General features: G+C 72.3%; 12 protein-coding genes. 6 read left to right on the top strand and 6 right to left on the bottom strand.

The window, feature by feature from the left end:
* Positions 1-78: 78 nt before the first annotated feature.
* Both ACIP93_RS30050 and ACIP93_RS30045 read right to left on the bottom strand, forming a co-directional pair.
* On the bottom strand, positions 79-3,384 hold the full coding sequence (locus ACIP93_RS30050; RefSeq protein ID WP_401763664.1) for a recombinase family protein: 3,306 nt from the start codon (positions 3,382-3,384) through the stop codon (positions 79-81).
* A 67-nt stretch (positions 3,385-3,451) separates the two neighbouring features.
* Positions 3,452-3,874: a YjbQ family protein gene (locus ACIP93_RS30045; protein WP_401763661.1), complete on the bottom strand. Its 423-nt coding sequence runs from the start codon at positions 3,872-3,874 to the stop codon at positions 3,452-3,454.
* Positions 3,875-3,993: 119 nt separating this feature from the next.
* Between ACIP93_RS30045 and ACIP93_RS30040 the strand changes: the two genes are divergently transcribed.
* Positions 3,994-5,082 (top strand): NAD(P)-binding domain-containing protein, encoded by a 1,089-nt coding sequence (locus ACIP93_RS30040; protein WP_401763658.1) that lies wholly within the window; start codon positions 3,994-3,996, stop codon positions 5,080-5,082.
* 127 nt (positions 5,083-5,209) lie between these two features.
* Here ACIP93_RS30040 and mltG read toward each other — a convergent pair whose 3' ends face one another.
* Both mltG and ACIP93_RS30030 read right to left on the bottom strand, forming a co-directional pair.
* Entirely contained in the window at positions 5,210-6,022 is an 813-nt protein-coding gene (mltG, locus tag ACIP93_RS30035; RefSeq protein ID WP_345225420.1) for an endolytic transglycosylase MltG, read from the bottom strand.
* A 437-nt stretch (positions 6,023-6,459) separates the two neighbouring features.
* Positions 6,460-8,310, bottom strand: a complete 1,851-nt coding sequence (locus ACIP93_RS30030) for an ABC transporter ATP-binding protein (RefSeq protein WP_401763655.1) — start codon at positions 8,308-8,310, stop codon at positions 6,460-6,462.
* A 118-nt stretch (positions 8,311-8,428) separates the two neighbouring features.
* Here ACIP93_RS30030 and ACIP93_RS30025 point away from each other — a divergent pair, with 118 nt between their 5' ends.
* The 5 genes from ACIP93_RS30025 to ACIP93_RS30005 all read left to right on the top strand — a co-directional run bounded on the left by ACIP93_RS30025 (position 8,429) and on the right by ACIP93_RS30005 (position 17,399).
* Positions 8,429-8,881, top strand: coding sequence for a MarR family transcriptional regulator (locus ACIP93_RS30025; protein ID WP_345225416.1), 453 nt, complete (start codon positions 8,429-8,431; stop codon positions 8,879-8,881).
* Positions 8,882-8,923: 42 nt separating this feature from the next.
* Positions 8,924-11,887 (top strand): FAD-binding and (Fe-S)-binding domain-containing protein, encoded by a 2,964-nt coding sequence (locus ACIP93_RS30020; protein ID WP_401763653.1) that lies wholly within the window; start codon positions 8,924-8,926, stop codon positions 11,885-11,887.
* Between the two features lie 113 nt (positions 11,888-12,000).
* Positions 12,001-13,431: a Gfo/Idh/MocA family protein gene (locus tag ACIP93_RS30015; RefSeq protein ID WP_401763651.1), complete on the top strand. Its 1,431-nt coding sequence runs from the start codon at positions 12,001-12,003 to the stop codon at positions 13,429-13,431.
* Between the two features lie 327 nt (positions 13,432-13,758).
* Positions 13,759-15,591 carry an ABC transporter transmembrane domain-containing protein gene (locus ACIP93_RS30010; protein ID WP_401763649.1) on the top strand — a complete coding sequence of 611 codons (1,833 nt, stop codon included), beginning with the start codon at positions 13,759-13,761 and terminating at the stop codon, positions 15,589-15,591.
* Positions 15,588-17,399: an ABC transporter ATP-binding protein gene (locus tag ACIP93_RS30005; RefSeq protein WP_401763646.1), complete on the top strand. Its 1,812-nt coding sequence runs from the start codon at positions 15,588-15,590 to the stop codon at positions 17,397-17,399. Before ACIP93_RS30010 ends, ACIP93_RS30005 begins: the two co-directional genes overlap by 4 nt.
* A gap of 265 nt (positions 17,400-17,664) precedes the next feature.
* Here the strand turns inward: ACIP93_RS30005 and pip are convergent, their stop codons facing one another.
* Positions 17,665-18,630 carry a prolyl aminopeptidase gene (pip, locus tag ACIP93_RS30000; RefSeq protein WP_401763644.1) on the bottom strand — a complete coding sequence of 322 codons (966 nt, stop codon included), beginning with the start codon at positions 18,628-18,630 and terminating at the stop codon, positions 17,665-17,667.
* A gap of 110 nt (positions 18,631-18,740) precedes the next feature.
* Complete coding sequence (locus tag ACIP93_RS29995) at positions 18,741-19,532, bottom strand: metal-dependent hydrolase (protein ID WP_345225401.1); 792 nt, start codon at positions 19,530-19,532, stop codon at positions 18,741-18,743.
* Positions 19,533-19,644: the final 112 nt, after the last annotated feature.

Below are 19,644 nucleotides of genomic sequence, written 5' to 3'. Positions count from 1 at the left end.
CCATGCGAGGTCCCCTCTGTGTGGTCGGAGCGTAACCACCCCGTTCGGCCTCTTGTCTGACCTGCTGCAGAGCACAGGCTATGCGGTCGGCGGTTCCGCCCGACGGCTTCCGGACGACTTGAGCTCGGCGGCCCGCTGCTCGGTGGCCCGGCGCTCCGCCTCACGTCGGACCGGGCGTCGGATGAGCTGGTACGCCTGCTGGGTCGCGACCTGCTTGAACAGGCGGTTGACGTCGGCGTCGTCGAAGTAGCGGACCATCAGGGCATCGTTGGACGCAGCCTGGTCGATGACGATCCGGTCGAGGTCCTTCTCCAGTTCCCCGCCGAAGACATCCTGGTCCTGGTGCAGGGCGATGACCCGGAGCTCGGGGTCCTCGCTGACGGCGACGACGAGCTGGCCAAGCAGGATCTGGTCGGTGGTGGACAGCCCGGTCCCGTACTCCTCGTTGACGGACTGGATCACCTCGGCCAGCGACATCTCCTCCGCCTCGGCCACCGCTCCGGCCGCCTCGGGTACGAGGCCGGGCAGTACCTGCGCGCCCGCTGCCTCCAGGCGCAGCTCTGGGGTCCCCGTCTGGGCGATGCGCATGTGACTCGGGGCGGCCGTCCCTATGTCGGCGCCGGCGCTGCGGGCAGGCGCGGGCAGGCGGCGCAGCAGGAAGCGTCCGTACTGGTAGAGCCGTTCCAGTTCGAGGTTCTCGAATCCGATGACGTGGGAGAGCCAGCCGTACGCCTTGGTGTAGGAGTCCAGGGCGCGGCGGAATTCGGCGGCGGTGTCCGGTTCGGTGGCGTTGAGGGCGTTGAAGCGGTCCAGGGCCGGCTGCAGGTAGCCGTAGAGGCGGGCGTGGGCCTTCATGATGGCGATGTCGGTGGCCGAGCCGCCTTGGAAGGCTGCGAAGTACGCGGTGACGAAGGCATCCATCTCGGCTTCCACCAGGAGCTGGTAGGCCATCACCTCGCGTTCGCGGTCGAACAGCAGGTTGGGGTCGGTGGGCTCGCTGACCGACGCCTCGTAGTACTGCTGGAAAGCTTGCTCGATGTCCTCGGGCCGGTTGGCGAAGTCGAGGATGAAAAGGTCCTCGGTGGTCTTGAGCCGGTGGGTGCGGTTGAGCCGGGAAAGCGTCTGCACCGCGGCCAGCTTCACCAGGACCTTGTCCACGTACATGGTGGTCAGCAGCGGCTGGTCGAAGCCGGTCTGGTATTTCTCGGCGACGACGAGGATGCGGTGCTCGGGCTTCGGCACGGAAGGCGGGTTCGGGTCGTCCGCGCGGGTGTAGCCGAAACGCGCCGGCAGTTCGCGTTCGGGGAAGCCGTTGAGCTTGGCCTCGGTGTACTCGATCCCGTCGAGGGTCAGGGCCCCGGAGAACGCGACCAGCGTGCCGCAGTCGGTGAAGCCCCGCTGGTCGATGTAGGCCCGCATGGCCTGGTAGAGCCGTACGGCGTGGTCACGGCCGGAGGTGACCACCATCGCTTTTGCCCGGCCGCCGAGGCGCGGGCTGGAGTGCGACCGGAAATGGTCGACGATGATCTTCGCGCGGGAGGCCATCGACGCCTCCGACATCAGCGCGGCCCTCACCAGCCGCGAGCGGGCCTTGCGTGGGTCCACCTGCTGCTCCGCCTCCTCGGCGGCAGCCTCCTGGAGCTTGAAGTACGTGGCGTAGGTGATGTAGTTGCCTAGCACGTCGAGGATGAAGCCCTCCTCGATGGCCTGCCTCATCGAGTAGATGTGGAACGGCCCCTTCTCCTGCTCCCCCGAGCCGGGATTGGCGTAAGGGTTACCGAAGAGGTCGATCGTCTTCGCCTTGGGGGTGGCCGTGAACGCGAAGAAGGACAGGTTCGGCTGCTTGCCGCGCGCCAGGGCCGCGGCCGTTAGTGGGTCGCCGTCCTCGTCGACCGCATCCGAGCCGAGACGTCCCAGCGCCTTCTTCAGTGCCGCCGCGCTTTCCCCGCCCTGCGAGGAGTGCGCCTCGTCGATGATCACCGCGTAGCGCTGACTTCCCAGCCCCGCGACCTTGTCCAGGACGAAGGGGAACTTCTGCAACGTGGTGATCACGATCCGGGCCGTCGGCCCGGTCAGCGCGTCCGCGAGCTGCTGGGAGTTCTCGTCGATCCGCACGACCACGCCGGCCTTGTGGTCGAACTGGTAGATGGTGTCCTGGAGCTGCTTGTCCAGTACCCGCCGGTCGGTGATGACGATGACCTTGTCGAAGACCAACTTGTTCGCGCCCAGGCCGGAGGCGAGCGCGGTGGGCGCGAACCACTCCTCAACGTAGGCGTCCAGCAGGTGAGCGTTGATGAGAGGTGCGGGTCGGCAGTGCTGCGCCTGAAGCCAGCCCTTGTTCCGCGCCGTGCATGTGTAGCGCGGTGGGGCGTCCTTCGAGGTCTGGGTGTAAAGACGCGTGTGGCACTGCCCGCACAGGGCCACCGTGGTCAACAGGTACTCGCGGTTGGAACGGCGGACCCAAGGCGCTTTCCGAAAGAGGATGGCGCTCCTGAGCGCCTCGTGTGTGGCCCGGTCCCACAGCCCCTCACAGAGCCTTACGGGGTGACCGTCTCCCCTCCCGAGGACAGGCTTGTTGCGGTGCATCAGGTACCCGAGAGTGGCTTCTGACAGAAGGATGTTCTTCAGGCTCTGCGGAGACCACGGTCGGCCCCCTGCCAGCTTCCCGTACATCGCAGCCAGGTGATCCGCGGGTGAGAGTTCCCCGGCACGGTTGAGACGCGCGGCCTCACTGCTGCAGGTGACGCTTTCCGGATCGGCGAGAATGCGGCGGGCGACGTTCCGCAGCACTTCGGAGGCATGCGGATGCAGCTCGACCTGTTCGATCCTTCCTCCCATGACCTTCCGCACGTACTGGAAGCCGTACGACGGCTTGCCCTTCGGGCGGCCGGCGGCACGCGTCTTGACGGTGGCGTCACGGTTCCTGCGCTGGATCGCGCGCAGTTCCATCTGCGCACCCCAGGCTTCCATGGTAAAGCGGTTCTCGTCGGCGGGATCGTCGAGGTTCCAGGCTCCGTCGTGCCCGTACGTGACGAGCACCTTCTTCTCGTCCCGCATCTTGTAGCCGGTGTTCAGGCAGTCGACGACGTTGCGGCCGAGCCGGTCCACCGCGGCCGCAACCAGTCCGTCGTACGGACCCCTCTCGTCACGGAGCCATGGGCCAAGGCTCGGGCGGGTCACGGGATCCGTGGCGCCGGAGACCTCCCAGTCGTCCGCCCAGCCGATGATGTGGGCCCCGACGGCGGCGGCCGTGAGCACGTTCTCTCGCTGGCGCTCAGGCGAAGACGTCGCCAGCTTCACGCGTGACAGCCGCCGCATCCCGAGCAGGCACTTGCCGCATCCGTCGTAGGGTTGTTCGATCGTGTTGAGGTCCGTACCGCGCATGTTTCTCTCCGTTCGAGCGCGCATCGTACGGAGAATCGGCGGCCACGCCCCTGCTGAACGATCTTGGTCAGCCGAGGAAGCTCAGACGAACCTGACGGTTGTCTTTAGAGATGTTCGTGTCGACCAGGCAGACGGACTGCCAGGTGCCCAGTTCCAGGCGGCCCGCGATGACCGGGAGGGTCGCGTGCGGGGGGACGAGGGCCGGGAGGACGTGGTCGCGGCCGTGGCCGGGGGTGCCGTGGGCGTGCTGCCAGCGGTCGTCGGCGGGCAGGAGCGTGCGCAGGGCGGCGAGCAGGTCGTCGTCGCTGCCCGCGCCCGTTTCGAGCACGGCGATTCCGGCGGTGGCGTGCGGGACGAAGACGTTGAGGAGGCCGTCGCGGCCGGACGCGGCGTCGGCGAGGAAGTCGGCGCAGGCTTCGGTCAGGTCGGTGACGGTCTCCGTCGAGCCCGTGGTGAGGTGCAGGACGCGGGTGCTGAAGGTGTCGGCCATGCTGCCATGTTCGCGCATGTCCGCCCGTGGGGTTCTGGAGGCGGTCGCCGGACGTCGAGCGCGCCGGAGGAGCGCCGGACGGCGGGAAGATCCGTGACCTGCTGCCTGTTGGTAGAAACATGAACAACTTCGGGGTGCGGGACGTGGACGTCGTCGTCATCGGGGCGGGGCAGGCCGGGCTTTCGGCCGCATATCACCTGCGCAGGTCCGGGCTGGTGCCGGACCGGGACTTCGTGGTCCTGGACCACGCCCCGGGGCCCGGTGGCGCCTGGCAGTTCCGGTGGCCGTCCCTGACGTACGCGAAGGTGCACGGCATGCACGCGCTGCCGGGCATGGAGCTGACGGACGCCGATCCGGCGCGGCCCTCGTCGGAGGTGATCGCGGAGTACTTCGCCGCCTACGAGGAGACCTTCGGCCTGCGGGTGCGCCGGCCGGTGCACGTGGAGGCCGTGCGGGAGGGCGAGGACGGGCGGCTCCGGGTGGAGACCTCGCAGGGGGTGTGGCGGACGCGGGCGCTGATCAGCGGAACCGGCACCTGGGACCGGCCGTTCTGGCCGCGTTACCCGGGCCAGGAGCTGTTCCGGGGGCGTCAGCTGCACACCGCGAACTACCCGGGACCCGAGGAGTTCGCGGGGCAGCGGGTCGTGGTGGTGGGCGGGGGCGCGTCGGGGACGCAGCACCTGATGGAGATCGCCCCGTACGCCGCCGCGACCACCTGGGTGACGCGACGGCCGCCGGTCTTCCGGGACGGGGAGTTCACCGAGGAGTGGGGGCGGGCCGCGGTCGCGCGGGTGGCGGAGCGGGTGCGGCGGGGGCTGCCTCCGGAGAGCGTGGTGTCGGTGACGGACCTTCCGGTGAACGACGCGATACGTGCGGCGCGGGCGAGCGGGGTGCTGGACCGGCTGCCGATGTTCGACCGGATCACGGAGTCCGGCGTCGCCTGGGACGACGGGCGCACCGTCGACGCGGACGTCATCCTGTGGGCGACCGGCTTCCGGGCGGCCGTCGACCATCTGGCGCCGCTGCGGCTGCGGGAGCCCGGGGGCGGGATCCGGGTGGAGGGGACGCGGGTGGTGCGCGACGCCCGGATCCAGCTCGTCGGGTACGGCCCGTCGGCCAGCACCGTCGGAGCGAACCGGGCGGGCCGGGTCGCGGTGCGCAACGCGCTGCGGGTGGTACGGGGGGCGGGGGTGCGGGCCGGGGTGTAGCGGCGGGGGCCGGGCGGGGGGTGAGGCAGTCTGAACCGGCCTCGCCGGGGGGCGGGCCGGGGTCCGGCAGCGGCACCCGCCGGGGGCTTCCGAAACGAGCCCGCGCCCCCTTCGGCCGCCGCGAGTGCTACGACCTCCGGCGGTTCTCGTTGAACTCCGCCACGTTCCGCTTCTGGACCTCGTAGTCGTGGGTGAAGCGCGTGTCGCCCGGTTTGACCGTGACGAAGTACAGCCAGTCCCCGGGCGGGGGCGTGCGGGTCGCGCGCAGGGCGTCCAGGCCCGGGTTGCCGATCGGGGTGGGCGGCAGGCCCTTGCGCTGGTAGGTGTTGTACGGGCTGTCGAGCCGGGTGTCCTCGTGCGTGGTGTCGAGCGTGCTGCGGTTCATCGCGTAGTTGAGCGTCGAGTCCATTTGCAGCGGCATGTCCCTGGCCATGCGGTTGTCGATGACGCGGGCCACCTTGCCCATGTCCTGCGGGGTGTCCGCCTCCGCCTGGACGATGCTGGCGATCACCAGGTCGCGGTGCGCGCCGGGGCCCGTGCCCAGGCGTTCCTTCGCCGTTTTCACCATGTACGTGAGCAGGCTCTGCGCCGTGGTGCCGTCCTTCACCGGGTACGTCGCCGGGAACAGATAGCCCTCCGGGTTGCCCTTGGCCGCGGCGGGAAGGCCCAGGTCCGCGGTGGCGGCCGTCTTCTTCGCGGTGCCGGGTTCCGCCCCGACGGCCCGGTCCACGGCGTCGTACACCTGAGCGGAACGCCAGCCCTCGGGGACGGTCAGGGACGTGGCGTGGCCGCTCTCCCTCTTCCACAGCAGGAACAGCACCACCGCCCCCGCCACCAGGCCGAGCACCACGAAGGTGCACACCAGCACGATCATGCGGCCGCCCCGCCGCGACCCGCGGCGCGTCGTCGGGGGCGGGACTTCCCGGGACTCGAACTCCATACCGGAACGCTAACCCGGGGGCGACGGCGTGCGGCTGTCGCCTCGGCCTGATGGGTGCACCCCCTGGAACACACGAACAGGGGATCGGGTGTTCGCTGGAACGCGTGATCGTACCGGCTTTCCTTGCTCAACTCCCTTGTGGCGCACGATGCTTACGGGGCGCAAGCGACGGGCTGCAGACCGTGTTCGCGCGTTGTCCCACACATGTACGAGTACGCGGCACACGGGTGCCGCAGCACAAGGAGAACCCAGATCATGAACCTCATCACCGACCTCCTCGCCGGCGTCTTCCACTTCCTGGGCTGGATGGTCTGACCGAGGTCCCGCCGCGGCGCCGTTCCTCCCCCGTCCCAGGGGAGGGGCGGCGCCGCCGCATGTCCGGGACGGGTCCCGCGGGCTCGCCGACACCGCCGGTCCCGCGCACGGGGCCGGTCCCGTCACGGGGCGGCCAGGACGTCCGGGGTGGCGGCCTTCGTGGTCAACCGCGCGTCCCTGCGCACCAGGGCGGCGTAGCGGCCGCCTCGGGCGAGCAGTTCCTCGTGCGTGCCGCGCTCGCGGATGCGGCCCCCGTCCAGGACCACGATCTGGTCGGCGTCCCGGACCGTGGAGAGGCGGTGGGCGACGGTGATGGTGGTGCGTCCCGCGGAGAGGCTGTCGATGGCCTGCTGCACCGCGTGCTCGGTACGGGTGTCCAGCGCGCTGGTGGCCTCGTCCAGGATCAGCACGGGCGGGTCGCGCAGGATGGTGCGGGCGATGGCCAGGCGCTGCTTCTCGCCGCCGGAGAAGCGGTGGCCGCGTTCGCCGACGAGGGTGTCGTAGCCGTCGGGCAGGGAGGCGATGTGGTCGTGGATCTGGGCGGCCTCGGCGGCGGCCCGCAGTTCGTCGTCGGTGGCGTCGGGTTTGGCGAAGCGCAGGTTGTCGGCGACGGAGGCGTGGAAGAGGTAGGTCTCCTGGGAGACGACGCCGACCGCACGGGCCAGCGTGTCGAAGTCCAGGTCGCGCACGTCCGTGCCGTCGAGGGTCACGCGGCCGCCGGTCACGTCGTACAGCCGGGGCACCAACTGGCTGAGGGTGCTCTTGCCGGAACCGGTGGGGCCGACGACGGCGAGGCTGCCGCCCGCCGGGACGGTGATGTCGATGCCGGTGAGGGCGGGGCCGGACGCCGCGTCGTACGCGAAGTCGACGTTCTCGAAGCGGACCTCGCCCCGGGGGGCGCTCAGCCGGACCGGGTTCTCGCGCTCGGTGATGTCGACGGGGAGGTCGAGGTACTCGAAGATGCGCTGGAAGAGGGCGAGCGAGGTCTGCATCTGGACGCCCGTGGAGAGCAGGCTCACGGCGGGCCGCAGCAGGCCCTGCTGGAGCGAGACGAAGGCGACCAGCGTGCCCAGGGAGACCACCGGCGCCCCCGCGTTCATCGTCAGGCCGGCCGCCCAGTAGATGACGGCGGGCATCGCGGCCATCACGATGCCGATGGTGGACATGCGCCACCGGCCCGCCATGCTGGACCGTATCTCGAGGTCGACGAGGCGTTCGGACTCCTCGGCGAAGTTCCTGGTGAGGGAGTCGGAGCGGCCCATGGTGCGGCCGAGCAGGATGCCGCTGACCGAGAGGGACTCGGTGACCGTGGCGGACATGGCGGCCATCTGCTTCTGGCGCTTGGTGGTGATCTTCTTGCGCTCGTGGCCGACCTTGCGGCTGATCCACACGAAGAGCGGCAGCAGGAGCAGGGAGACGACCGTGAGCCGCCAGTCGAGGGCGAGCATGGCGACGACGGTGGCGACGACGGCGGTCAGGTTGGAGACCAGGGAGGTCGCGGTGGAGGTGACGGTGGCCTGCATGCCGCCGATGTCGTTGGCTATCCGGGACTGGACCTCGCCCGTGCGCGTGCGAGTGAAGAAGGCGAGCGACATCCGCTGGAGCCGGGCGTAGACGGCGGTGCGCAGGTCGTGCATGACGCGCTGGCCGACCGTGGTCGACATCAGGGTCTGCAGGACGCCGAAGACGCTCGTCATGACGGCGGTGACGATCATGCCGAGGGCGAGCAGGGTCAGCAGGCCCGTGCGTCCCTGGGGGATGGCGACGTCGAGGATCTCGCGCAGCAGGAACGGCGAGGCGACGCCGACCAGCGAGGACGCGCCGACGAGCAGGCCGACGAGGGCGAGCCGGAAGCGGTAGGGGCGGAAGAGCCGCAGGATGCGGCGGACCTCGGCGGGCGGCTGCTGCCCGCCCGGTTCCGGATCGGGTGGCGTCCAGAGCTTTTCGGGGGTCAGCTGGCGGTCGGGGTGCATGGGCTCCCTCGGGGGTGCGGGCGTCGGGACGGGCGGTGCGGATTCATGTCTTTTCGATCGAGCCTAGTTGATTGTTACCTATACTCACAATGCACTTGGTCCTGTTATTGTTCCCGGCATGAGCACACATTCGGATGACGGCCTGCTCGCCGAGCAGTTGCTGCGGCTGACCCGGCGCCTGCACCGCGCCCAGAAGCGTCAGATGGAGCCCATCGGCATCACCCCCGGGCAGGCCCGCCTGCTGCGCGTCGTCTCCCGCTACTGCCTGCGCGACGGCGCCGCGCCGCGGATGACCGACCTGGCCCGCGGCCTGGAGGTCGTGCCGCGCGCCGTGACCACGCTGGTGGACGGCCTGGAGCAGCAGGGCCGGGTGCGCCGGGTGCCCGATCCGCAGAACCGCCGGACGGTCCGCATCGAGCTCACCGCCGCCGGCCGCGACACCCTGGACGCGTTGCGCAGCGCGCGCCGCGACGCCGTGGAGGACATCCTTGCTCCATTGGCCGCCGACGAGCGCAAGGTCCTCGGCGGTCTGCTGTCCACCCTGGTGGACGGGGGCCCGCCGCCCTGCTGAGCGGGGCCGCCGTACCGCCGCAGCCGCGAGAGGACCCGCCCCATGCCGCTCCTGGAGCCGAAGCCGGAGGCCCTGGCCCCGGCCGCCCCGCAGGCCCCCGCCCCCGACCGGGTGCCCGCCGCGCTCGCGGAGGGCACGCCGCTGCCGCTGCGCCGGGACCTGAGCGCGCTGCTCGGCGCGGAGAAGGTGCTGTGGAAGGTCTCCGACCTGGTGCGGTACGCGGCGGACGCCAGCCCGTACCGGTTCGTGCCGCAGGTCGTGGTGGTGGCGGAGGACGTCGACGACGTCTCGGCGGTCCTGTCGTACGCGCACGGCAAGGGCCGCGAGGTGGTCTTCCGGGCCGCCGGGACCTCGCTCAACGGGCAGGCCCAGGGCGAGGACATCCTGGTCGACGTGCGGCGCCACTGGTCGGGCGTCGAAGTGCTCGACGGCGGCGCCCGCGCCCGTGTCCGGCCAGGCACCACGGTCGTCCGCGCCAACGCCGCGCTCGCCCGGCACGGCCGCGTCCTGGGGCCCGACCCGGCCAGCGCCGTCGCCTGCACGCTGGGCGGGGTCGTCGCCAACAACGCGTCGGGGATGGCCGCGGGCACCACCCGCAACAGCTACCGCACCCTGGCGTCGCTGACCTTCGTCCTGCCGTCCGGCACCATCGTCGACACGGCCGACCCGAACGCCGACGAGGACCTGGCCCACGCCGAACCCGCGCTCTGCGAGGGCCTGCTGGCACTGAAGCGGGAGATCGAGGCGGATCCGGAACTGGTCCGCCGCATCCGCGCCAAGCACGAGCTCAAGAACACCAGCGGCTACCGGCTCGACGCCTTCCTGGACGGCGGGACGCCCGTGCAGATCCTGCGCGGGCTGATGGTCGGCTCCCAGGGCACCTTCGCCTTCATCGCGGAGGTCGTCTTCGACACGCTCCCGCTGGACCGCCACCTCTCCTCGGCCCTGCTGTTCTTCCCCACGCTGTCCGCCGCCGCGGCCGCCGTGCCGCTGTTCAACGAGGCGGGCGCGCGGGCCGTGGAGCTGATGGACGGCAACACGCTGCGCGCCTCGGTGAGCGTGGCGGGCGTCCCCGCCGACTGGGCGGACCTGCCGAAGGAGACGACCGCGCTCCTCGTGGAGTTCCGGGCCCCCGACGAGGCGGGCCGGGAGGCCCACGAGCGGGCGGCGGCCGAGGTGCTCGGCCGCCTCGACCTGGTCGCGCCCGTCCCCTCCGTCACCAACGCCTTCACCCGCGACGCCGCGACCGCCGCCGGTTACTGGAAGACCCGCAAGGCCTTCGTCACGGCGGTCGGCGGCGCCCGCCCGTCCGGTACGACGCTGATCACCGAGGACTTCGCGGTTCCGCCCGCCCGGCTCGCCGAGGCCTGCGAGGCGCTGCTCGGCCTCCAGGAGAGGCACGGCTTCGACGCCGCCGTCGCCGGGCACGCCGCCCACGGCAACCTGCACTTCCTGCTCGCCTTCGACGCGGGCGACCCCGCCGACGTCCGCAGGTACGCGGACTTCATGGACGACTTCTGCCGGATGACGGTCGAGCGCTTCGACGGCTCCCTCAAGGCCGAGCACGCCACCGGCCGCAACATGAGCCCCTTCCTGGAACTGGAGTGGGGCCGGGCGGCCACCGACCTCATGTGGCGCACCAAGGAGTTGATCGACCCGGACGGCGTGCTCGCCCCGCGGGTCGTCCTCAACCGCGACCCCGAGGCCCATCTGCGCGGCCTGAAGACCATCCCCCGTGTCGAGGCCGAGGCCGACCCGTGCATCGAGTGCGGCTTCTGCGAGCCCACGTGCCCCAGCGGCGACCTCACGACCACCCCGCGCCAGCGCATCGTGCTGCGCCGGGAGCTGATGCGCCAGCCCGCCGGCACGGCGGTCGGCGCCGAACTCCTCGACGCGTACGGGTACGACGCCGTGGACACCTGCGCGGGCGACTCCACCTGCAGGATCGCCTGCCCGGTCGGCATCGACACCGGCGCGCTGATGAAGGACTTCCGGCACCGCAGGCACTCACCGCGCGAGGAGCGCGTCGCGGCGCTCGCCGCGCGGAACTTCGCGGCGGTGGAGGCCTCGGCGCGCCTCGCGGTGGCCGCCGCGGACAGGATCTCCGACCGGCTGCTGACCTCTGTGACGGGCCTCGCCCGCAAGGTGGTGCGCCCCGACCTCGTCCCGGGGTGGCTCCCGGAGATCCCGGGCGCCGCCGCCCGCACCCTGCCCCGCACCTCCCGGTCCGCGGCGCACGCCGTGTACTACCCGGCCTGCGTCAACCGCATCTTCGGCGACCCGAAGGGGCACCCGGGGCCCTCGCTCCCCGAGGCGGTGGTGGCCGTGTCGGCGCGCGCCGGAAAGCCGGTGTGGATCCCCGCCGACGTGCGCGGCACCTGCTGCGCCACCATCTGGCACTCCAAGGGGTACGCGGACGGCAACACCGTGATGGCCAACCGGATCGTCGAGGCGGCCTGGGGCTGGACGGCCGGCGGCCGGCTCCCCCTGGTCGTCGACGCGTCGTCCTGCACGCTGGGCATCGCGCACGAGGTGGCGCCGTACCTCACCGAGGAGAACCGGGAGCTGCACGCCGAGCTGGACGTCGTGGACTCCGTCGTGTGGGCCGCCGAGGAGCTGCTGCCGGAGCTGACCGTGCACCGCACCGTGGCGTCCGCGGTGCTGCACCCTACCTGCTCGATGCAGCACCTGGGCGACGAGGCGCAGTTGCGCCGGGTCGCCGAGGCGTGCGCCGAGGAGGTGGTGGTCCCGGACGACCTGCGGTGCTGCGCGTTCGCGGGCGACCGGGGGCTGCTGCACCGGGAGCTGACGGAGTCCGCCACCGCCCGGGAGGCCGCCGAGGTGGGGCGGCGCGAGTACGACGCGTACCTCTCGGCGAACCGGATGTGCGAGGTCGGCATGGACCACGCCACGGGACACCCCTACCGCTCCGTACTGCTGGAGCTGGAGCGCGCCACCCGACCGGGCGGGACGGGCCCGCAAACCTCCCCGCACAAGAATCCATGAACCACGGAAGACAAGTCCAACAAGTGCAAATCCCTTTACCCACGGGCCCCTTGTGCCCCACCCGGACCCTCCGTGAGGGTGATCGACACCTGATTGCCTTTCACGGAGGTCCGATGTACGACGACACGGCGACACCGACCCCTGACGACACCCCCGGGCCCGACGGTGTGACCCGCCGTTCCGCCCTGCGCAGCGCCGGCGCGGTCGGCGCGGGGCTCGGCCTCGGCGCGGGCGGCATGCTCGGCGCGGCCGGGGCCGCGCACGCCGCCCCGGTCCCCGACGAGGCGCCCCGGCGCCACGGCAAGACCATGGCGAACGTCCCCTTCGAGCGGCGCTCCACCGTCCGCGTCGGCATGATCGGCCTCGGCAACCGCGGCGACGGCATGATCGACCTCTTCCTCGCCCTGCCGAACGTGAAGGTCGTGGCCGTCTGCGACCCGGTCCGCGCCAAGGCGGAGAAGGCGGCCGCGAAGGTCGTGAAGGCCGGCCAGCCGGCTCCGGCCGTCTACGCGAAGAACGAGGACGACTACAAGAACCTCTGCAAGCGCGGCGACATCGACTTCGTGTACGTCGCCACCCCGTGGGACTTCCACTACGAGATGTGCAAGACCGCCATGCTCAACGGCAAGCACGTCGGCGTGGAGTGTCCGCTCGCCATGCGCATGGACGAGATCTGGGACCTGGTCAACACCTCCGAGCGCACCAGACGCCACTGCATGCAGTTGGAGAACTGCTGCTACGGCAAGAATGAGATGCGCGTCCTGCGGATGGCGCACGCGGGCCTGTTCGGCGACCTGCTGCACGGGGCGGGCGCCTACAACCACGACCTGCGCGGCCTGATGTTCGACCCCGACTACTACGAGGGCCCCTGGCGCCGCCTGTGGCACACCCGGCTGCGCGGCGACCTCTACCCCAACCACGGCTTCGGCCCGGTCGGCAACTACATGGACGTCAACCGCGGCGACCGCGCGGTGAGCGTCGTCAGCGTGGGCTCCCCCGCGCTGGGCCTGGCCGAGTACCGCAAGAAGCACATGCCGCCGGGCGACCCGAGCTGGAAGGAGTCGTACATCGAGTCCGACCGCACGATCAGCCTCGTCCAGACCGCCAAGGGCCGCGTCATCCGCCTCGAACACGATGTGTCGACCCCGCACCCGTACAGCAGGATCAACAGCCTCGGCGGCACGCTCGGCCTCTTCGAGGACTACCCGCCGCGGATCTATCTGGAGCCCGCCAACACCAACGACCAGTGGGACGACTTCAAGAAGTACGCCGAGTGGGACCACTGGCTGTGGAAGGAGCACTCCAACCCGCCCGGCGGCCACGGCGGCATGGACTACCTGATGCTGTTCCGGCTGATGCAGTGCATGCAGCTCGGGCTGGTGCCGGACTTCGACGTGTACGACGCCGCCGTGTGGACGGCGCCGGTGCCGCTGAGCCATCTGTCGATCCGGGCCAAGGGCGCCCCGCAGCAGATCCCGGACTTCACCCGGGGCGAGTGGAAGAAGGCGCGGCCGGGCGTGGACTCGGCGAAGCCGAAGGCCTGAGGCGGTGGACCGGGCCGGGCCCTGCCGGGCCCGGTCCGGTTGCCGGGTGGCCGCGCCGTCCCCGGTGTGCGCCGGCGCGCTGCGATCGGGGTGGGTCGCGGGACCGGCGGGAACGCCGGGCCCGGCCGGCGGCGGGGCGCGGACTTTTTGGCGGGTTCTGTGGGGGCCTGCGGGTAATTCGATTGCCCGCGGGCCTCGAAAAGCGCGAACCTTGCACGGTTTGCGGCGGCGGACCGGTTCCGCTCCGCCGTCGCCCGTGTCCGCGTCCCCCGTCGTCCGCACCCGCACCCCGCCGTGTACCGGCGGCGCGCCGACCCGTAGGAATTCATGCAGATCAAGGATCTTCCGTATCACGATCCCGGCGAGCCCGACGTCCGCTCCGGGGGCCGGTTCCTGCTGTGGCTGGGGCGCAACCAGCTCGGCGGACAGGTCAGGGCCATGGGCTGGGGGCTGCTGCACCAGCTCGGCGTGGCGGGGCTGCCGCTGGGCGTGGGCATCGCCGTGCAGTCGGTCGTCGACCGGTCCGGCAAGGGGCTCGCGCTGGGTGCGGGGCTGCTGGTGCTGATGGGGGTGGCACTCGCGCTCGGCGACACGATGCTGCACCGGGTGGCGGTCACCAACTGGATCACGGCGGCGGCGCGGGTGCAGCAGTTGTTGGCGCGCAGGACGGCGGAGCTGGGGGCCGCGCTGACCCGGCGGGTCGCGGCGGGCGAAGTGGTGGCCGTCTCCACGGGTGACGTCGAGAAGATCGGGTGGTTCGTCGAGGCACTGTCGCGGTTCGCCGCCGCCGTCCTCGCGCTCGTGGTCGTCTGTGTCGGCCTGGCGGTCTACCAGCCCGCGCTGGGCGTGGTCGTCGCCGTCGGCGTCCCGGCCCTGGCGCTCGCCGTGCTGCCGCTGCTCCCCCGGGCCACCGCGCGGGCCGACGTGCAGCGCGAGAAGGCGGGCAGGGCGACGGAGCTGGCGTCCGACACGGTCGCGGGCCTGCGCGTGCTGCGCGGCATCGGCGGCGAGGAGCTCTTCCTCGGGCGTTACCGCGAGGCCTCCCAGGAGGTCCGGAAGGCCGCCGTCCGCAGCGCCAGGATGTGGGCGCTGATCGCCGCCGTCCAGGTGCTGCTGCCGGGTCTGCTGCTCGTCACGGTGGTCTGGTACGGGGCCGGGCTCGCCCGGCAGGGCACGGTGACCGTCGGCGAACTGGTCACCGTGTACAGCGCGGTGACGCTCCTGATGTACCCCTTGCGCCATTTCGAGGAGATCGCGATGGCCTACAGCTTCTCGAAGCCGTCCGCCAAGCGGGCGGCCCGGGTGCTGGCCCTGCGCCGCACCGCGCCCGGCGACGGGCAGGAGGCCGCGCAGTCGCCGACCGGCGACCTGTACGACCCGGTGACCGGGCTGCTGGCCCCCTCGGGGGTGTTCACGGCCGTGGTGTGCGGGGACCCGGACCTGGCGGGGCGGCTCGCGGAGCGGCTCGGCGGGCATCCGGCGGGGGCGCAGGACGGTGCGGAGAAGCTCGCGTCCGTGCGGCTGGGCGGGGTGGCCCTGGACGAGCTGCCGCTCATCGCGGCGCGGTCCTCGGTCCTCGTCCAGGACAAGGACCCGGTGCTGCTCTCGGGCACGCTGCGCGAACTCCTGGACGTACCCGCGTCCGGGAAGGTGTCCGCGGCGGAGGCCCTCGACGCGGCGCAGTGCACGGACGTCCTCGCGGCGCTCGCCCAGGCGTCGGCCACCGGGGACGGCGACCCGATGGAGACCCGGATCACCGAACGCGGCCGGTCGCTGTCGGGCGGCCAGCGCCAACGCCTGGCACTGGCACGGTCGTTGGTGACCGACCCCGAGGTGCTGGTCCTCGACGAGCCGACGTCCGCCGTCGACTCGCACACCGAGGCCCGGGTGGCAGCGGGCGTCTCCCGGCTCAGGTCCGGCCGTACGACCGTGGTCCTGGCCTCCTCCCCGCTGCTGCTCGACCAGGCCGAGCGGGTGGTGTTCGTGCACGACGGGACGGTGGCGGCGGTCGGCGACCACCGCGAGCTGCTGCGCACCGAGCCGCGCTACCGGGCGGTCGTCACGCGTGAGACGGACGACGAGGCCGCCCCGGACGCGCGGATACACGAACTGTCGGCCCGCGAGACGACCGTACGAGAAGAGATCGAGGAATCGGCATGAGCGCCACGACGGCCAAGGGCGCCCCCAGGATCGGGGTGGCTCCCCCCGCGTACGACCCGGCCGCCCCCGAGTCGGCGACGACGCTGCCGGTGGGCAGCCCGGCGACCGTGCGCGACTACGTCACCGGGCTGCTGCGGCGGCACCGGAAGGCCTTCGCCGCGCTGATCGGCTTCAACACCCTCGCGGTGATCGCGTCGATGGCCGGCCCGTACCTGCTCGGCGGGATCATCGAGGATCTGACCGAGGGCGCGAAGGACCTGCGGCTGGAGCGCACGGCGGGACTGTTCGCCGCCGCGCTGCTGGTCCAGGCCTTCTTCGTACGGCAGACCAGGGTGAACGGCGCCCTGCTCGGCGAGCGCATGCTCGCCGACCTGCGCGAGGACTTCCTGGTCCGCTCGGTGGGCCTGCCGCCGGGCGTGCTGGAGCGGGCGGGCACCGGTGATCTGCTCTCCCGCATCACCACCGACATCGACCGGCTCGCGAACGCGATGCGGGAGGCCGTGCCGCAGCTCGCCATCGGCGTGGTGTGGGCGGTGCTGCTGCTCGCCGGCCTGACGGTGACCGCGCCGCCGCTGGCCCTGGCCGTGCTGCTGGCGCTGCCCGTGCTGATCACCGGCTGCCGGTGGTACTTCAAGCGGGCGCCCTCGGCGTACCGCTCGGAGGCGGCGGGGTACGCGGCGGTCGCGGCGATGCTCACCGAGACGGTCGACGCGGGCCGCACCGTCGAGGCGCACCGCCTCGGCGAGCGGCGCGTCGCGCTGTCCGACCAGCGGGTGCGGGAGTGGACGGCGTGGGAGAACTACACGCTGTGGCTGCGCACCGTCCTGTTCCCGGTGGTCAGCGCCACCCACGTCACCATTCTGTGCGGGTCGGTCGTGATCGGCGGAGTATTCGTGCTCCAGGGGTGGCTGACGGTGGGTCAGTTGACGACCGGTGCGCTGCTGGCGCAGATGCTGGTGGACCCGGTCAACCTGATCCTGCGCTGGTACGACGAACTCCAGGTCGCCCAGGTGTCCTTGGCCCGGCTGGTCGGGGTGCACGACATCGAGCCGGACGCCGGGGACGAGACCCTCGCCCCGGACGGCCGGCGGCTGCGCTCGGACGAGGTGAACTTCGGGTACCGGGAGGGCGTCGACGTCCTGCACGGGGTGACGCTCGACGTGGCGCCGGGGACCCGGGTCGCCCTGGTCGGCCCCTCGGGTGCTGGGAAGTCGACGCTGGGGCGGCTGATGGCGGGCATCTACGCGCCGCGCACGGGGGAACTCACGCTCGGCGGGGCGGAGTTGTCCCGGATGCGGGCGGAGCGGGTGCGGGCGCACGTGGCGCTGGTCAACCAGGAGCACCACGTGTTCGTCGGCTCGCTGCGGGACAACCTGCGGCTGGCCAGGGTCGGCGCCGAGGACGCCGAGCTGTGGGCGGCGCTGGGCGCGGTGGACGCGGACGGATGGGCGCGGGGGCTCGCGGAGGGGCTGGACACCGAGGTCGGCTCCGGGGGCTTCGCCCTCACGCCGGCCCAGGCGCAGCAGATCGCGCTGGCCCGGCTGGTGCTGGCGAACCCGCACACGCTGGTGCTGGACGAGGCGACGTCGCTGCTGGACCCGAGGGCGGCACGGCACCTGGAGCGGTCGCTGGCGAAGGTGCTGGAGGGGCGGACGGTCATCGCGATCGCGCACCGGCTGCACACCGCGCACGACGCGGACGTGATCGCGGTCGTCGAGGACGGGCGGATCGCGGAGCTGGGCAGCCATGAGGAGTTGGTGGCGGCGGAGGGGGCGTACGCGGGGCTGTGGAGGTCGTGGCACGGATAGGCCGGGCGGGGGGGTGTGCGGGCCCCCGGGCCCGCTCCCGGCCGGGCGGACGTGCGCTGCCGGGCGAGGGCAGGCGGACGTGCGCTGTCGGGCGGGGGGCGGGCGAGGGCAGGCGGGGTCGCTGCGGTGCGGGCGCGTCGCGGGCCGTGCCCGGAGTCCCGGTCGCCCGCGGCGCTGCCCCGGCCCCGCCCCGGACCCGCCCCTCCGCCTGAAGCGCTCGGCCGCGCGGCTTCGCGGTGGGTCGCTCGCGCGGTTCCCCGCGGCGCTAGAGGGGCGCCCGGCCGAGCCGGTCCAGGGTCTGCTGGAGGGTCCGTCCCATTCCCGTGCCGCCCATGTGGCCCGAGTCGTCGAAGATGTGCAGGTTCGCGTCGGGCCAGGCCCGGGCCAGTTCCCAGGCAGTGTGCGGCGGGCTGCCCAGGTCGTGGCGGCCCTGGAGGAGGACCCCGGGGATGCCCGACAGCTTGCCCGCGCCGCGCAGCAGTTCGCCCTCCGCCAGCCAGGCGCCGTGCGCGAAGTAGTGCGAGGCGATCCGGACCAGGGAGATCCGGCCCGCCTCCGGGCGTCCCGTGTAGGGCGCGGCGGCCGGCTTCGCCGGTTCCAGGCTCAGCACCGCGTCCTCCCAGGCGCACCAGTCCGCCACCGCCTGGTCCCGTACCGCGAGATCCGTGCTGGACGCCCGGCGCGCGTACGCGGCCACCAGGTCGTCCCGCTCGTCCTGCGGCACCCCCGCCCGGAACCTGGCGTACGCCTCCGGGAAGAAGCGGCCCACTCCCCCGTACAGCCAGGCCGTCTCCGAGCGCCGCGTCGTCGTCACCCCGGCGAGGACGATCCCGCTCACGCGCTCCGGGAAGGCCTGGGCGTACGCGAGGATCAGCGTCGAGCCCCAGGAGCCGCCGAAGAGCAGCCACCGCTCCACCCCCAGGTGTTCGCGGAGCTTCTCCATGTCGGCGACCAGGTGCGCGGTGGTGTTGTGCTCCAGGCTCGTCGTGGGGTCGGCGACGTGCGGGGTGCTGCGGCCGCAGCCGCGCTGGTCGAAGAGGACCAGGCGGTAGCGGTCGGGGTCGAAGAGCTTCCGGTTGCGCGGGCTGCTGCCGGTGCCGGGGCCGCCGTGCACGACGACGGCGGGCCGACCGGCGGGGTTGCCGGAGACCTCCCAGTGGACGCGGTTGCCGTCGCCGACGTCGAGCAGACCGTGGTCGTGGGGCGGAAGGACCGGGTACGGAGCGGGCATCGGCCGGGGCCTCCTGGCGTCGGACAGCACGGTGGGCGGGGCGGGCGCGCCCCGGCCCCACCGTAGCGCCGCACCCGGGGCGGGCGGCGGCGCGCAGCGTGGTCGGCGGCTCAGATGTAGCCGAGCGCCGCCGCCCCGCCCGCTCCCCCGGCCAGCATGAACACCGGCATCAGCACCTTCAGCTCCACCCAGCTCCCGGCCCGGAACCGCAGCGCCTTCGGCGGCCCCAGCGGGTACCAGCGCTTGCCCGCGATGGGGATCGGCCACAGGACCGGGCAGCCGGAGACGGTCAGCGCGTCCCCGATGTCGTGCACGAGCGCCCCCAGGACGATCGGCAGGCCCAGCCACAGGTACTCCTGGCCGGGGGCCTCGAACAGCCAGTTCGCGCCGTTGCCCGGCTTGTCCAGCACGCCCGCCAGTATCCACGCGCTGGTCGCGCCCAGCAGCCACACCAGCACGTCGCTGGAGACCCGGGCGGCCCGCCACAGCAGGCCCTCCACCGCCAGCACGAGGTGCACGAAGAGGATGGCCAGGACGGCCCAGCGGCCGCCCCCTATGGCCGCCGCCGAGCAGCCCGCGCCGACGGCCACGGCCCACACCCAGGTGTGCGTGAGCGTGCGGTGGCCTCCCGTGCGGCGCGGGTCCTTCTTGGTGCGGGTCGCCTTGTAGACGGCGTACGACAGTTTGTCGACGATCTCGCAGAGCAGCCGGGAGACCGGCCCGAAGGCGCGCGAGATGGTCGCCGACTTGTGGTCGAGGTCGGGGGCGAGGGCGGCCCCCGCGCAGATCAGTGCGCCGACGACGAGCACCGGCCAGGGCATCGCGTGGCCGGCTGCGGCGGCCGCGGCTCCCACCCCGAGCCAGGCGGCCGCTCCCGACAGTGAGTGCGCCGGTCCCATCATGGTCGTTCCCGCCCCATTTGTTGTGTGTTCCCCCATCTCTTCCCTGGCGCGGCCGAGTTGAGTCGCGGCCGCCGATGGGCTGGTCCGCCACCCTATCCGGGATGATCTTGCA

This window comes from Streptomyces sp. NPDC088745, from assembly GCF_044751045.1.
In the GTDB taxonomy this organism is placed as follows: Bacteria; Actinomycetota; Actinomycetes; order Streptomycetales; family Streptomycetaceae; genus Streptomyces; species Streptomyces cremeus.
This window is presented reverse-complemented; position numbering and strand designations above follow the sequence as displayed.

Excerpts from the sequence above, each read along its gene's own strand:
- pip (WP_401763644.1), bottom strand. The coding sequence starts at position 18,630 with ATGCCCGCTCCGTACCCGGTCCTTCCGCCCCACGACCACGGTCTGCTC.
- ACIP93_RS30005 (WP_401763646.1), top strand. The coding sequence starts at position 15,588 with ATGAGCGCCACGACGGCCAAGGGCGCCCCCAGGATCGGGGTGGCTCCC.
- ACIP93_RS30045 (WP_401763661.1), bottom strand. The coding sequence starts at position 3,874 with ATGGCCGACACCTTCAGCACCCGCGTCCTGCACCTCACCACGGGCTCG.
- ACIP93_RS30010 (WP_401763649.1), top strand. The coding sequence starts at position 13,759 with ATGCAGATCAAGGATCTTCCGTATCACGATCCCGGCGAGCCCGACGTC.
- ACIP93_RS29995 (WP_345225401.1), bottom strand. The coding sequence starts at position 19,532 with ATGATGGGACCGGCGCACTCACTGTCGGGAGCGGCCGCCTGGCTCGGG.
- ACIP93_RS30015 (WP_401763651.1), top strand. The coding sequence starts at position 12,001 with ATGTACGACGACACGGCGACACCGACCCCTGACGACACCCCCGGGCCC.
- ACIP93_RS30025 (WP_345225416.1), top strand. The coding sequence starts at position 8,429 with ATGAGCACACATTCGGATGACGGCCTGCTCGCCGAGCAGTTGCTGCGG.
- ACIP93_RS30020 (WP_401763653.1), top strand. The coding sequence starts at position 8,924 with ATGCCGCTCCTGGAGCCGAAGCCGGAGGCCCTGGCCCCGGCCGCCCCG.
- ACIP93_RS30050 (WP_401763664.1), bottom strand. The coding sequence starts at position 3,384 with ATGCGCGGTACGGACCTCAACACGATCGAACAACCCTACGACGGATGC.
- ACIP93_RS30040 (WP_401763658.1), top strand. The coding sequence starts at position 3,994 with ATGAACAACTTCGGGGTGCGGGACGTGGACGTCGTCGTCATCGGGGCG.
- ACIP93_RS30030 (WP_401763655.1), bottom strand. The coding sequence starts at position 8,310 with ATGCACCCCGACCGCCAGCTGACCCCCGAAAAGCTCTGGACGCCACCC.
- mltG (WP_345225420.1), bottom strand. The coding sequence starts at position 6,022 with ATGGAGTTCGAGTCCCGGGAAGTCCCGCCCCCGACGACGCGCCGCGGG.